The 13,322-nt window shown below is 41.1% G+C and carries 14 protein-coding genes; 10 read left to right on the plus strand and 4 right to left on the minus strand.

Annotated elements, in window-relative coordinates:
* Positions 1-41 precede the first annotated feature (41 nt).
* From CW749_RS18585 to CW749_RS18595, 3 genes are all read left to right on the plus strand, one after another.
* Positions 42-851, plus strand: a complete 810-nt coding sequence (locus CW749_RS18585) for an EAL domain-containing protein (RefSeq protein WP_101113773.1) — start codon at positions 42-44, stop codon at positions 849-851.
* A 90-nt stretch (positions 852-941) separates the two neighbouring features.
* A complete protein-coding gene (locus CW749_RS18590; protein ID WP_101113774.1) occupies positions 942-1,742 on the plus strand; it encodes a hypothetical protein in 801 nt (266 codons plus the stop codon).
* A 54-nt stretch (positions 1,743-1,796) separates the two neighbouring features.
* Positions 1,797-2,525 (plus strand): ABC transporter substrate-binding protein, encoded by a 729-nt coding sequence (locus tag CW749_RS18595; RefSeq protein ID WP_180958448.1) that lies wholly within the window; start codon positions 1,797-1,799, stop codon positions 2,523-2,525.
* 162 nt (positions 2,526-2,687) lie between these two features.
* Here the strand turns inward: CW749_RS18595 and CW749_RS18600 are convergent, their stop codons facing one another.
* A complete protein-coding gene (locus tag CW749_RS18600) occupies positions 2,688-3,134 on the minus strand; it encodes a prepilin peptidase (RefSeq protein ID WP_101113775.1) in 447 nt (148 codons plus the stop codon).
* Between the two features lie 149 nt (positions 3,135-3,283).
* On the opposite strand from CW749_RS18600, the gene CW749_RS18605 reads away from it, so the two are divergent.
* Complete coding sequence (locus CW749_RS18605; protein WP_101113776.1) at positions 3,284-3,940, plus strand: DUF2726 domain-containing protein; 657 nt, start codon at positions 3,284-3,286, stop codon at positions 3,938-3,940.
* Positions 3,941-3,990: 50 nt separating this feature from the next.
* Here CW749_RS18605 and CW749_RS18610 read toward each other — a convergent pair whose 3' ends face one another.
* Positions 3,991-4,866 (minus strand): glycerol kinase, encoded by an 876-nt coding sequence (locus CW749_RS18610; protein WP_101113777.1) that lies wholly within the window; start codon positions 4,864-4,866, stop codon positions 3,991-3,993.
* A 194-nt stretch (positions 4,867-5,060) separates the two neighbouring features.
* Here CW749_RS18610 and CW749_RS18615 point away from each other — a divergent pair, with 194 nt between their 5' ends.
* The 3 genes from CW749_RS18615 to CW749_RS18625 are packed head-to-tail and all read left to right on the plus strand — an operon-like array spanning position 5,061 to position 6,819.
* Positions 5,061-5,690 (plus strand): chemotaxis protein, encoded by a 630-nt coding sequence (locus tag CW749_RS18615; RefSeq protein WP_101113778.1) that lies wholly within the window; start codon positions 5,061-5,063, stop codon positions 5,688-5,690.
* Complete coding sequence (locus tag CW749_RS18620; RefSeq protein ID WP_101113779.1) at positions 5,668-6,402, plus strand: MBL fold metallo-hydrolase; 735 nt, start codon at positions 5,668-5,670, stop codon at positions 6,400-6,402. The genes CW749_RS18615 and CW749_RS18620 overlap by 23 nt, the downstream gene beginning before the upstream one ends.
* A gap of 54 nt (positions 6,403-6,456) precedes the next feature.
* Positions 6,457-6,819, plus strand: a complete 363-nt coding sequence (locus CW749_RS18625; protein WP_101113780.1) for a hypothetical protein — start codon at positions 6,457-6,459, stop codon at positions 6,817-6,819.
* Positions 6,820-7,169: 350 nt separating this feature from the next.
* Here the strand turns inward: CW749_RS18625 and CW749_RS18630 are convergent, their stop codons facing one another.
* A complete protein-coding gene (locus CW749_RS18630; protein WP_101113781.1) occupies positions 7,170-8,000 on the minus strand; it encodes a DUF481 domain-containing protein in 831 nt (276 codons plus the stop codon).
* A 455-nt stretch (positions 8,001-8,455) separates the two neighbouring features.
* On the opposite strand from CW749_RS18630, the gene CW749_RS18635 reads away from it, so the two are divergent.
* Complete coding sequence (locus tag CW749_RS18635) at positions 8,456-10,432, plus strand: diguanylate cyclase (protein WP_101113782.1); 1,977 nt, start codon at positions 8,456-8,458, stop codon at positions 10,430-10,432.
* A gap of 165 nt (positions 10,433-10,597) precedes the next feature.
* Positions 10,598-10,969 (plus strand): ATP-binding protein, encoded by a 372-nt coding sequence (locus CW749_RS18640; protein WP_201797018.1) that lies wholly within the window; start codon positions 10,598-10,600, stop codon positions 10,967-10,969.
* 132 nt (positions 10,970-11,101) lie between these two features.
* Here CW749_RS18640 and CW749_RS18645 read toward each other — a convergent pair whose 3' ends face one another.
* Positions 11,102-12,208 (minus strand): M20/M25/M40 family metallo-hydrolase, encoded by a 1,107-nt coding sequence (locus CW749_RS18645; protein ID WP_101113784.1) that lies wholly within the window; start codon positions 12,206-12,208, stop codon positions 11,102-11,104.
* 232 nt (positions 12,209-12,440) lie between these two features.
* Here CW749_RS18645 and CW749_RS18650 point away from each other — a divergent pair, with 232 nt between their 5' ends.
* Positions 12,441-13,109: an SH3 domain-containing protein gene (locus CW749_RS18650; protein WP_101113785.1), complete on the plus strand. Its 669-nt coding sequence runs from the start codon at positions 12,441-12,443 to the stop codon at positions 13,107-13,109.
* Positions 13,110-13,322 lie beyond the last annotated feature (213 nt).

Consider the following 13,322-nt stretch of genomic DNA (forward strand, 5'->3'; position numbering starts at 1 on the left):
ATAATGTTTTGATACTAAACCCTATCTATTGGACTGATTGCATGTACCTTTCTAATCCCGAAGACTTTCAGAAACATTTGTTTAGGAACGAAGACGGATTTCTATGTGCTGTATACCAAGGTTATACCTTTTCTAGTGTATTTCAGCCTATTAAAACAACAGATGGTAATGTGTTTGGTTATGAGGGGTTGGTGCGAATCAAAGATGAAACTTCAAATATTATAAGACCGGATCTTTTCTTCAGAGACCCTTCACTGAGCTTCATCGATATCATTAATACCTCACTTCTATGTGCCAGTATTCATCTTAGAAACTTTGCTCAATCAGGGAAAAGCGATAAAAAAATCTTTATCAATGCCTCACCGCTCGTTTTTCAGGTGTTGTCACATGATGCGAAGTCTATTCAAATCCTATTGAGTTTTTTGCAAATGTTCTCTCTGCACCCATCTCAGCTGGTTTATGAAATCATGGAGTTTGATGAAGGAAACATACAAGAGATTCTTAATGGGGCAAAAGTATTAAGTGAATACGGAATTACCGTTGCGATGGATGACTTTGGGCAATGTGCTTCGAATGCTTCTCGGGCAAAAATCTTGCTTCCTTCCATCATCAAACTGGATAAATCTTTGCTCGATAACTTTATTAATCGCGATGATCTAGACCTAGTTGATTCGATTGAGTTAGCAAAAAGCATTGGTGCGCAAGTCATACTTGAGGGGTTAGAGACGAAAGAACAACTAGATAAGCTGGCTCATCTTGACATTGACATGTTTCAAGGGTTCTACCTTGGAAAGCCTGCGCCACTTTCGCCACAAGATCCTGCAATAAAGCTGAAAAGCACTCAACCTTAATAATTTTAGGCTCTAAAAGTGTCCAGCAAGTAAGCATAGAGCTTATTAAGGTATATAGTAAACAATAAGGGATTGAATAAGGAAGGTAGAATGAACCGTTTTCACTGGGTGGTAAGCATCTTATTTTCATGCAGTGTTTCAACCAACTCAATGGCTGTCAACAAAGTCACTCTGACGTTGCCAGCATTTAGTGATAATGGTCAATCCTACTTTCATGAGCTTTTAGTAGAATCATTAAAAGCGCAAGGAGTACAACTCAATATTGTCACACCTTCTAGACATACACCTCAGAAACGTGCCGTGCATATGCTGAATAAAAACCAGCTCTCTATGTATTGGTTAGTTAAAACGCCAGAACGTGATGCTAAATACCACATAATCGATGTTCCACTCACTGAAGGCATGATTGGACAGAGAGTGTTACTTATCCCGAAAGGCGCTCAAGCTCGATACAATGAAATATCGACTCTTGAAGAGTTTCGTAAGCTGGGTTTTGTCGCAGGTTTAGGGGCAAATTGGTACGATATTGATGTTTGGAATGCTAACAAGCTTTCTTACCATGTTAAAGATGGTGAATGGAGACAATTGTACGAAATGCTCAGTGTAGATGGCGGGGTAAACTACTTCCCCAGAGGCATGCACGAGGTTGTTGCAGAAGCTGAAGCTCAACATCAATTAGACATCGAAGAGAGCCTGATTCTAAAGTATGATCGCAGTATGGTGTTCTACATGAGTGAATTGTCGTTAGAACATCAAGTGCTTATCGAAAGGGCATTGAACCATGCAAAAGACAGTGGTTTAATGCAGAGGCTTATAGATAAGCATTGGAAAAACACCTTAAAAATTATAAAACCCGAAGGTCGAACGATTATTGATTTGACCTCACCATAAAAGTTAGTTGCTAGAAAAATGAACCTAAAATTTAAAAGGCTTTGGCTGGGCTGCATGTTTAGTGCTGCCTCAGTTTTGTCATGCTATACAGTGGCCGACACTGTACGGCTAACATCATTGTATTGGCCTCCCTATACGGGAGAGAATCTTGCCGAGCAAGGTGCCAGTGTGGCTGTCGCTCGAGCTGCTTTTGCCGCCATGGGGCACCAGCTTGAAGTTGAGTTTTATCCTTGGAACCGAGCGGTATCCCTTGCAAAAAATAACGAGCGGTACGCCGGCTATTTCCCTGCTTACTATTTTAGAACCAATAAGTTGCTGTTTTCCGACACTATGGGAAGCGGCATGCTCGGGTTTGTTGAACAGAAAGACGATCCAATTAAATGGCGTGCTTTGACAGATTTGGTTCCTTATAAGATAGGCGTTGTAAATGGGTACCGAAATACCATTGAATTTGACGACATGATACAAAGCGGTCAATTGTCGGCTGTTTCTGTTCTCACTGATAAACAGAATGTACTCAAAGTGGCTGATGATCGATTAGATGTTGCAGTCATTGATGAAAATGTTTTGAAGTTCCTAAAGCTGCATGATGAGAATGTTTCGAAAGTGAAAGACAAAGTGCAAATGAATAAAAAGCCCCTGGTGAACAAACATTTGTACATTGCGTTTAACCGAGGTGAGCAAGGTGAAAAATGGTTAGACATCTTTAATCAGGGGCTGACAAAAATCGATGTCGACAAGATAATGGCGACATACATGAGTTTGCATTTCGAAACCGACTGATCGTATTCGGTAACGTTGTACAACAAACTTATTGCTAATCGCAGACTATTATTTGATTTCGTAATAAAAGAGAAGGAAGAGCGCTTTAACGCTTTCCTTCTCTTTTTAATTTGAGGCTTCTCAGAAGGTAAAGCCAAAGGTCGTTTTTTTCGAGCGAAGTGCCTATAAGCTTACGAACGCAAAAAAAGTAAAACTCAGTACTATCGGAATACCATAGGCTATGCCTTTTTCTCTAATTGCCTGAAAACTCCTGTATCTAATTAACATGACGACGATTTGTAACCCTCCGAGCAAGCACATCAAGATAAGGGCAAGGGTGAGAAATTCTGGCTTAATACCGAGTGTAAAAGCCGTTAGAAGCTTAGTGTCACCACCACCCCAAATACCTATGATTGTGGCGATAAACCCTACAATGAAAACCAAAGCCGCATAGGGTGATGACTTAAGAATAAACCCATTAATTAATGCTAACGTGATGGATATTGCCGCGATGATGAGGACGTACTTGTTGGGGATGATTCTGTGACGGGCATCCGAGAAGCATATCGCTAACCCCGTTGATAAAAGCCCCAAAAAAAGTACAAATTGAAAGATAAATTCTGTGTTCATGCGGTGGAGTATATAAATACTCGAGTAACAAAGTACAGCAAAAACAACCGCAAAACCCCAATCCTTCCTAGCGACTTGCTATGACTCGGGTATAATCAGATCGTGTTAGTGGGTATAACGACAAACTAGATTAGCTAAAAGGATTAAATATGCAGAGCGTTGCAATTTTGCTCTTTGTCTTGGTAACAGTATTTCTTGTCTATCAAAAATACTTTGCGAAACGCTATGCACCGATCACCTATCCTTATAAGAAGGTTGGAAACTTAATGAGCGGTCCTGAGGTGGCATTTTATAACGCACTGATCACCGCAGTTGATAATCGCGCCTTGGTGTTTGCAAAAGTACACATGGCAGACGTATTGATGCCTGCACCAAATAAAGATAAGAAAAAGTGGTTAGCGGCATTTAATCGTATTGCGAGAAAGCACCTAGACTTTGTGGTCTGCCGTCCTGGTACACTCGAAGTATTGTGCATTATTGAGTTTGATAACGGCAAAGAGCTGAACAAGACCAAGGCGGAAAGAGAAAAGTTACTAATGCACGTTTGTAAAACGTCGGGCATTCCTTTAATCGGTGCTAACGAAAAGTACGCCTATCAAGTAGGAAGATTGAGAAAGGTACTAGCTGAATATGTCGACACTATCGATATCGAACCCGAGGTTCGATTTTGTAAGGAATGCCAGTCTCCAATGGTAGTGAAAGTGGGGATGCAAGGTCCGCACAAGGGAAAACGGTACTATGCATGCAGCCGTTATCCAAATTGTCGACATACAGAAGATTTTATTGAAGAAATTAATTGGTCCTAAACCCTAGGGCGATAAAAGCGTAACCCGAGTTGAAGATTCTCAAACTCGGGTTATTTTTTACCTTTCACTTGTGACATTGTCACTCCATTACTGGCAAAGAGTGCCGGCATAGATTTATCCAAGTTTTCTAAGTCTTCGGCAGAGATGCTCACAACAGCAAGACCATAACGTTTGTATGTTTGGATTTTAAGCTCAAATTCGGATTCCAATTCTGTATCCGTTTTATTCGGGTGTATTTCTAAATAGAGGTTTACTCTAGGTAAGTAGAATGAAGATTGAACGTCGATATCGATCGGTAACATTCGGGCGTATGCATGTGTAATACCAGTGAGATACAACCAGTTATCTAAATGCATTTCCTCGGTTGTTCGCACGTAGTGACCATCTGCACAATGAAATTTGGCTTCAAATTTTTGTCGGAAATTAGAGTAAGATTTATCTGTGGATCGTTGGCTAACGTGGCACCCTAATAATTCTTCTGCAGAAGAGAGTAACCGCGTATTCACGATGATACTTTTATCCCAAACAACGTAATCAATGTTAGAAGCTTTGTTATGCCTTTGCTCAGCGCCCATTCTTCTACCCAATGTACTTGCTACCCAGCCTCCATCAGATTTGAGAATCCACCCCAACTCACCAAGCAGTTGATTCGATTGCTGGGAAGTTAACTTAAGTCGTTCACCCACTTGGGCTGCGGTCAGTTTGTCTTCTTTTGAGTCGTATAAAGGAACATATAAGTCCTGAGGCCAAACAATGTAACGCCCGTATTGCTTTGACTCTTTATAGCGCCCACCTTGAGCCCAGCCTATTTCTGTTAACGTCCAATGCTCTTCTTCTTTGAAGACGAATTCGTATTTCTCTAGCGCTTGAAACAAAGCACCTGCTTTAATATTCAATTTTTCAGCGAGTTTACTGGTTGAAATCATTTCTGTTTATCGGGATGTTCATGAAAGTTCGCCTATTGTATACCCAGTGACATCAAGATGCCGGATTCAGAGCCCCATATTCTGTTTCAATTCAAGAAAAAGAACTCAGTGGATTGAATAACCACACTAACGTTGTATGTAATGAGCAATATTGAACTATATTAATATTAAGGTTGGCTTATATAAGAAGAAATATGTCCGAAAAACGCGTTTTTGTTATTGCCGCGGAAGTAGCAGCGGAGCTCAATAAAGGCATGGTTATTGCGAAACGGCTTTTGCTAATAGCGAGTAACGCAAGGGCGTTAGCGCTAAGAGCTGGAGTAAGTGCCGCCGGGTTTAGACCTATTACTGACTCCATCGATGAATTGGTTCGAACCACACTTCAGTCATCTAAAGTCATCAATAAGAAAGCGCAAAAGTTAAGCCGGATCGCAACGGCAGAAACGCGCGCGGCATCGGCGTTAATCAAATTTGAAGACGTCTATAAAACCGCAACGAATGCACAATTTATCTATAGCTTGGAACCTGCCATTGCTGTAACGCATACACATCACAGTGAGCTCATGGCTGAATTTAAACGTGAAGCTAAAGGGTTAAATGACATGTTGAGGGTGTTACACAGTGAACTAAGAACAGCGCAAATTATTTCTACCATGCTCAGTGTAGAAGCATCACAAGCTGGTGAAGTATACCAAGACCAATTGAATAGTATTGCGACTAGCGTGTCGCAGTCTGCCGATTCCATTCAAAGCCATGTCCTTCAATCCTTAAATCTATTTTCCGAACTGACTAGGGTAGTTTATGCAAGCAAAAGTTCTCTTTAATCAAGGTTCACATCGTTGGGTTGTTTTTGGTCGTGATCCAGAGAAACCAGATGGTATCGTGGACACCAATCAGTACATGATAACTAACCGAGATGAAGCCATACTGCTTGATCCGGGAGGCATTGAACTCTTTTCAGCCATGCTGGGCTGCGTTGTAAAGGAAGTTCCGATAGAAAACATTACTCATCTTTTTGCATCACACCAAGACCCAGATATTATTTCTTCTTTAGGCTTGTGGGATCAGGCACTAACTAAAGCCAAGTTACACTCTCCCTGGCTTTGGGAAGGCTTTATTCGCCATTTTGGTATGGAAAAAGTGGAATATGCACCAATTCCTGATGAGGGGCGTAATCTCAATATTTCTGGAATGGAGATCCAATTTATACCCGCACATTACATGCATTCGTCTGGAAATTTCTCAGTTTACGATCCACAAGCTAAAATATTAATGTCAGGAGACATTGGTGCAGCATTGGATGCTATAGATGCCCCCATGTTTGTACAAGATTTTGATGCTCATATACCAAAAATGGAGTATTTTCACCAAAGGTGGATGCCCTCAAATAGAGCTAAGACTGCATGGATAGAGAAGGTCAGTAAGCTAGAGATTGATATGCTTTGCCCTCAGCATGGCGGTATATTCAAAGGAGACGACGTAAAACGTTTCCTCATATGGCTGGGTAAGCTCGATGTAGGTGTTGCAATAAAATAGCCACATTTCTACTTCGGGTATGACATAACTCATTATCAGGTTTTAACACATATTATGTCTGTATCTAACGTAGAAACAATCGACATCGAACAGGTGAACATTTCAGCGTGCTTTTTTGAAAAGCGTGATCTGTGGAAGAACAAGCAACTAAAACGAGGAAGTAAGCCACTTTTCGATTTTTGCCTAGATTTTGGTATTCGCTTTGAAGACTTAATTGAAGCTGGGATTATTGAAAGGAAAGAAACATCTGATAGTACCGCTCTCTCAGATTATCAGTTAACAACTAAAGGGCATGAGTTCCTGGTTGCTGAATATGAAAGCTTTTGGGTTGTTGGTTCAAAGCTAGAAGCGCTGGATGATTTTATAGAGCAATACATTCATGACATGTTGGTGGGTCGGATAGCGGTCGCCAGTTAGCCCAGTTAGGGCAAGTTAGTATTAGTCAAAGAATAACCCAGGCATTAGCACCTGGGTTTTTCATTGTATACTCAGGCTACCTCAAGATGCTAGGTTCAGCAAGAATTGCTTGATTTTCAGGCAAGACACCGATTTGAAGATCTAGGGTTCTAAATCAAGAGTCGGTAACGCAGCATGAAAACCAAGCAAACTCGCCCTTGGGAGCTTATCTTCTGTCCCATTTCATCGTTAAAGAACTTGGAAAGGACTCGTCATTCCACTGCGTTCCTGATTTTGAAATAGAGAGGCTTGAATTGAAACAGAAGATAGAGCTCTGAATCCTGCACCTTGAGGTAGCCTGAGTATAATAATTAGAATTGATATTCTAATGTGAGCATCGGTCCGTAAAATTGAAAGTTGACATTCAAATCAGCCAAATCCGCACCATAATCTACATTCACTTCATAGTAGCTATAAGTAGCAGCGGCATGCCAGCTATCACTGAAACTGTATTGAAGACCTAAATTGGCATCAACCAGAAGCCCTTTAATGCCATCGAATTCTATGTAGAAAAACTGAGCATGCGAAATGGCTTTCCAATCGTCATTTATTGAATACTCGGCCTCTAGCCCAATATCGGGTAAAGGTGCCGTTACGTCAGTAAAAGCATAATTTCCGAGACCAAGTACATTATTGGTATTTCCACCTTGCAGGTATAGCTCACCGCCAATACCGATTTGTAGCTGCATAATATGGATGCCTGCCGTTACGTCTAGATCCCATTTATCGCTTTCAAAGAAAGAATACGAATAACCAAGCCGTGCCAAATCGATATTCAGAGTAGATTGAACTGTTGCGCCAACTTCTGCTTCATACAATTTGTCGTCAATTGAAACGGCAAAAGAGCGAGCGGCAGAAACGGATGAGTTTCGATGGAGGCTTCTCCAATCTAAATAAACACTGTGTTTTGAGTTAAATGCATATTCAATTTGAAGGTAAGGAAGTATTTCCCGCTCCTTAAGACGCAAGTCAGACTCAAAATCAAGATCAAAACTTTTGCTCAGATTGGGGGAGTAGGCTCCCATCGAAGTATCTGCGCTAGAGTAAAAACCGCCGGCAGTCACACTCACATTTCCTGCTTGTGCAGTCGAACAAAACAATGCACTTAACCCAGTTGCCAACCATTTTTTGTTTGTGTTCACAGGTATCCATTCCTTGGTTAAATCAAAACAACATAGAAATAACAGCAATGAGCTGCATAAACAATATTACGCGCCCGATTTTATCCATGAAATTTGTAAATATATTTCCATCTTTAATTAGAAATTGTGTTTAGCTTCTCTGTTTTGGAATAAATCTGAGGTAGGTCCATGAGTTTAATGGGAATACTTCACAGACGGTCTACATTTATACCCAAAGCAACCGCAAGATAAAGGGTTAATAGCCTTAAATTCTGTTTCAATTTGATAAAGAGAACGCAGCTGAGTGACGACTTGTTTCCGAGTTCTTTGGCGATGATATGGATAGAAGAACAGCTTCCCAAAGGGGAGAATGTGCAGACACAAACCAATTCCAACAAATTTTTTGTTAAATGTTTGGTATAACAGGGTAGGTTATATTGCTAGATGTAAAACAAAATACCTTCGCGAGGTAGGGCATGCCGTACAGTGAATACACCGTTATTTTCGACAGTGAGCTGAACATCTTAGGGAAAAACGAGCAATTGGAGCTAAGTGGGCTGTTAAGTCCAACTCTAGAATCTATTGCCGACTCCAATCTTAAAATTACATGGCTTTTATCTGGTCAAGACATCCATCCCACTCACCTAACAGTAGAAAGCTTTCTTCGGGATGGACGAGTCATGGTTGAGAGCTCGGAAGGGACAAGCGAAGGTAGAATTGACGTTATTCAAGTAGGGAAAGACACCTTGTGGCAGGTAAGGTTTGCTCAAATAGGTGATCAATCCAACTATCAGGAATCGTCTGACGTATTTAAGTTTCGAACCATGCTTGAGGGCTCTCGAGCAGGAACATGGGAGTGGAACGTACAAACTGGAGAGGTCGTATTTAACGAAAGATGGGCGCAAATCATTGGGTATGAATTAGAAGAATTAATGCCCATCAGTATTGATACGTGGATAGCGCATTGCAATGAAGATGATTTAGTAGAATCAGAGAAAGTACTCATGCGTCATTTTTCCGGTGAACTTCCTTATTATGAATGTGAAGTTCGTATGACCCACAAAAATGGTCGAGAAATCTGGGTTAGAGATTTCGGAAAGTTAATGACGCGTAATGAACATGGAGACCCAGAGTGGGTAGTGGGCACGCATATTGATGTCACGACTAGTAAAACGATGACCCAAAATCTAGCCTCTATGAACACCGAACTTGACGCCATGATAGACGTCAGCCCCAATGTTATTTATCGATGCCAAGACGACCCACTGAAGAACATTGAATTTATATCCAAAGACGTAGAAGAAATGACAGGGTATAAAAAATCTGAAATCGTGAATTCAAGGGGTTTTTGGGGAAAACAGCTTCCTTTAAGTGTGTGCAAAACAGAAAGTGACCTTTTTGTTGAATGGCAAAAATCGAGTACTCGGGAGATTCTCAAACGTCAGTATCGATTTCGGCACAAAGATGGACACGACATCTGGCTATTGGATTCCATTAGAAAATTCAAAAGCCCGGTTTTTAAAACGAATGGCTATATTGGATCCATTTCCGATATCACGTCGCAGAAAGAACTTGAAATCAAATTACAAAGTAGCCAGCACAGGCTTAAAACCGCGCATCAAATTGGTAGATTAGGGCATTGGGAGTGCAACCTAGACACGGGTGACGTGTATTGGTCGGACATGGTTTATACCATTCTTGGTTATGAGCGAGGCCAAGTGCACCCAAGCCTTTCCTTTTTCAAAAGCTTGATTGCAGAGGAACATCAGCGTCGTGTAAATGAAAGTGAAAAAGCCGCTCAGATAAGCGGTAAGTACGATGTTCAGCACATGATCAAGCACTCCAGTGGAACCTTCATTTGGGTTCATGAAATGGCCGATTTTCAAATAGGAACCAATACGTTAATTGGGACCATCCGTGATATTACCGAACAGAAAATCCTAGAGCTTCAGCTTCGCGAACAAGCCATAACTGACCCATTAACCGGAGCTTATAACCGTCGCTTTTACATAGAGAGGCTAGATGCGGAGTTTGAGCGATTTTGTCGAAGTGGGCGTTCATTTTGCCTGATGATGATCGATTTTGATGAATTCAAGGAAGTGAATGACAATTTCGGTCATTTGTTTGGGGATGAAGTACTAAGGCAAGTTGTATCCATTATGAAAAGCCGGCTTCGTCACAATGATGTACTCGCGCGAGTTGGAGGAGAAGAATTCAGTGTCATCTTACCTGATACAGATATCATCGGTGCTGTCCAACTGGCGGAGGATATTCGGCAAAAAGTAAGTACCACCGTGATTCACCATGAAGGAGATGAAACCTCAATTACGATTACCATCGGTTTAGTTGAAGCTATTGAAAACAGAGACTCAATAGATACGCTCATGCTTCGTGCCGATGATTTACTCTATAAAGGAAAGATGTCGGGTCGTGACCGCGTGTACTCTCAATAACTCGCAGATAAAACGCCGTAAGCCTCTTGGCTCAATCATTGAGATCGCTTTGTTACCTATTGAGGATTTCTATTTTGGGCAGTAAAATCCCCAAATGAAATTTGTTCTCTGCTTCTGACCTTACAGAGATATCATTATCAACTCTTAACGTGTATTAGGATTTCTGTGCCTCGATTAGTTTTAGTTCGTGGTTTACCTGGTTCTGGGAAATCAACTTACGCAAAATCTTTATCTATCCACCATGTCGAAGCGGATATGTATTTTGTAAATAAGCACGGCACTTATCAATTTAACCCCCACAAACTCCATCAAGCCCACAGATGGTGCCAAGGTCAAACTGAGCATTTGCTAAAAAACGGTCAGGACGTTGTTGTTTCTAATACGTTTGTAGAGCACTGGGAAATGGAACCCTACTTGGAAATGGCAACGCATTTCAATGTGGATGTTGAAGTGGTTGTTTGTACCGGAAACTTCATCTCGATACATGATGTGCCAAAAAACACCATTAAAAAAATGAAATTCAAATGGCAGGATTAACGGTATTCGTTAAGGCTAAATACATACTTCAAAAAATCATACGTCTACAACACAACAGCACTGTAGAAGTGCCGTTGTAGAGTAAGTGTTGCTTTGGCGCGGTAGGTATTGAATTACCTAATAGTCAGAATATTACGACGATAAGTGTTTAACCAGAAAGCGCGTGATATCAACCATGTCTTCGACTTTAATAAACTCTTCAGTAGTGTGAACTTTCGCCATACCAGTCGATAGGTTTACGGTCTTTAAACCTCTGCTATTAAAAATGTTAGCATCACTGCCGCCGCCGGTAGATTTTGTGGCTGCTGCAATACCAACTGACTCAAAGCTTGCCTTAATAGAAGAGACATGTTCATCATCGGCGCTTATTTTGTATGAGTTGTAAGCGCGAGTAGACTCGATGTTCACTGAAGCACCGTGCTTCTCTGCAACTTGCTTAAAGGTGTCTTCCATGTGCTTAACTTGTTTAGCGAGCTTTACATCATCAAGTGATCTTGCTTCAGCCTCGATGTAGATCTCAGGCATTACAATGTTCGTTGCTTGACCTCCAGAGACGACGCCAATATTTGCTGTCGTTTCAAAATCAATGCGAGATAATGTCATGTTAGCTATGGCTTCTGAAGCGACCACCATTGCATTAATCCCTTCTTCTGGTGCTAGCCCAGCATGTGCGGGTTTTCCTTTAATGGTTACTTTTAAATTTTGCTGACCGGGTGCCGTCGTAATGATGGTGCCAATGGGACCACCAGAATCTAAAACGATGGCGTAATCAGACTCGACACTATCAAGTTCGAACTGCCTTGAACCATGAAGCCCACCTTCTTCATGAACGGTAAAAGCGACTTCGATAGTTTGATGAGGGAGTGCACTTTCTTGAAGTGTTCGAACCGCTTCAAATAATGCAGCGATTCCAGATTTATCATCCCCACCTAAGATCGTGTCTCCCGCGCTTCTTATGACGCCATTCTCTTCGATAGGTACAATTCCATTACCAGGGGTAACGGTATCTAGATGTGAACTCACAAGAACACTGCCATCGAGTGTTCCTTTTAGTTTCCCATAAACATTGAATCCGTTAGAGATATCTTCGGTAACGGGTTGCTTTCTAACTTCAAATCCCAATTGACCGAGTTGTTCAGAAACGGTTTCCGCCATTTGTTTTTCGTTTCTAGATTCACTATCAATTTTTACTAATGACATGAAATGTTCGACAAGTCTTTGTTGGTTCACTTGTGGCATGAGACCTCTGTATATGGATAAGAGTGGAATTGGATGAGTGATTTGGTGTTGTTAGCGTGTCTTCTTTCGGTCTTTTCGCAAAATAACCGTTCGCCTTCCAAAGTCACGTTTAAATCAGAACATTACATTAAATCTCATTATTATAAGGATGCCTTAGATCAAAGTTGGTCTCGATAGTAAATATCAAACAAACGCTGCTATTCTTTAAAGAAGTAGTGAAAGGATAGAAAAAATGAAAAAACTGTTGTTGTTATTGGTTTTACTGGGTCTAGGTGGCGGTGGGGCATACTACTATTTTGTCATGATGCCTCAAGCCATGATGGCAGCGAACACAGAAACAACAATGGCTGAGCAAGAACCCGATCCCGATGGTGCCATTATGGATCTTGAAAGCAAAGAGAACCTTGCCACAATCGAACTTGGTGAATATTACGTTTCGTCGAGTAGTTTAAATGTTAGACGGGAACCAGGCACAAACGCGCCGATTTCTCGTGTACTGGACATAGGCGATAAAGTGGAGGTTTTAGAGTCGAATCAAGGTTGGGCTCGAATTTCTGAATATCATAAGTATGGTGATGGTGAATTCGCTCAATGGGTTTCTGAACAATTTCTCTCCTCTTCTGTCCCAGAAAATCTAGCGGAAGTTCGCTCTGGTCGCTTGGAAATTGCGATTAAAGGGTCCGACAATTTTTTGAATCACCGAGATTTGTTTCTTTCGGTATCGCAACTTCTTATAAACGATGGAATATGTACGAATAACGATTTCAAAGAGATTGGTGGATGGCTAAAGTCGGTAGATTATCGCCCACGTGATGTGTATTACACCTATTGCGGTGGCATAGAAAGAGAGCACAAAATTTATCTGGATGCAGAAAATGGTGAACTGTTGAATGTTAACTAGATGTAACGAGAATTTAGGGTGTGACCACTTTAATTTACGACCTAAAATGTATTCTATTTGTTTGTTTTTAAGCTAAATCTAGCCCGTCTCCTTCAAGTGTAAATATTGTTGTACACTCGCGATTTTATTTAATGATTTTATCATTTTGTTAACATCTATTTTCAACTAGCACTTTTTCATCCATGTTGTTAATAACTTCGCGATTCAGCGAAT

It is taken from the genome of Vibrio sp. vnigr-6D03 (assembly GCF_002835515.1).
GTDB classification, from domain to species: Bacteria; Pseudomonadota; Gammaproteobacteria; order Enterobacterales; family Vibrionaceae; genus Vibrio; species Vibrio penaeicida.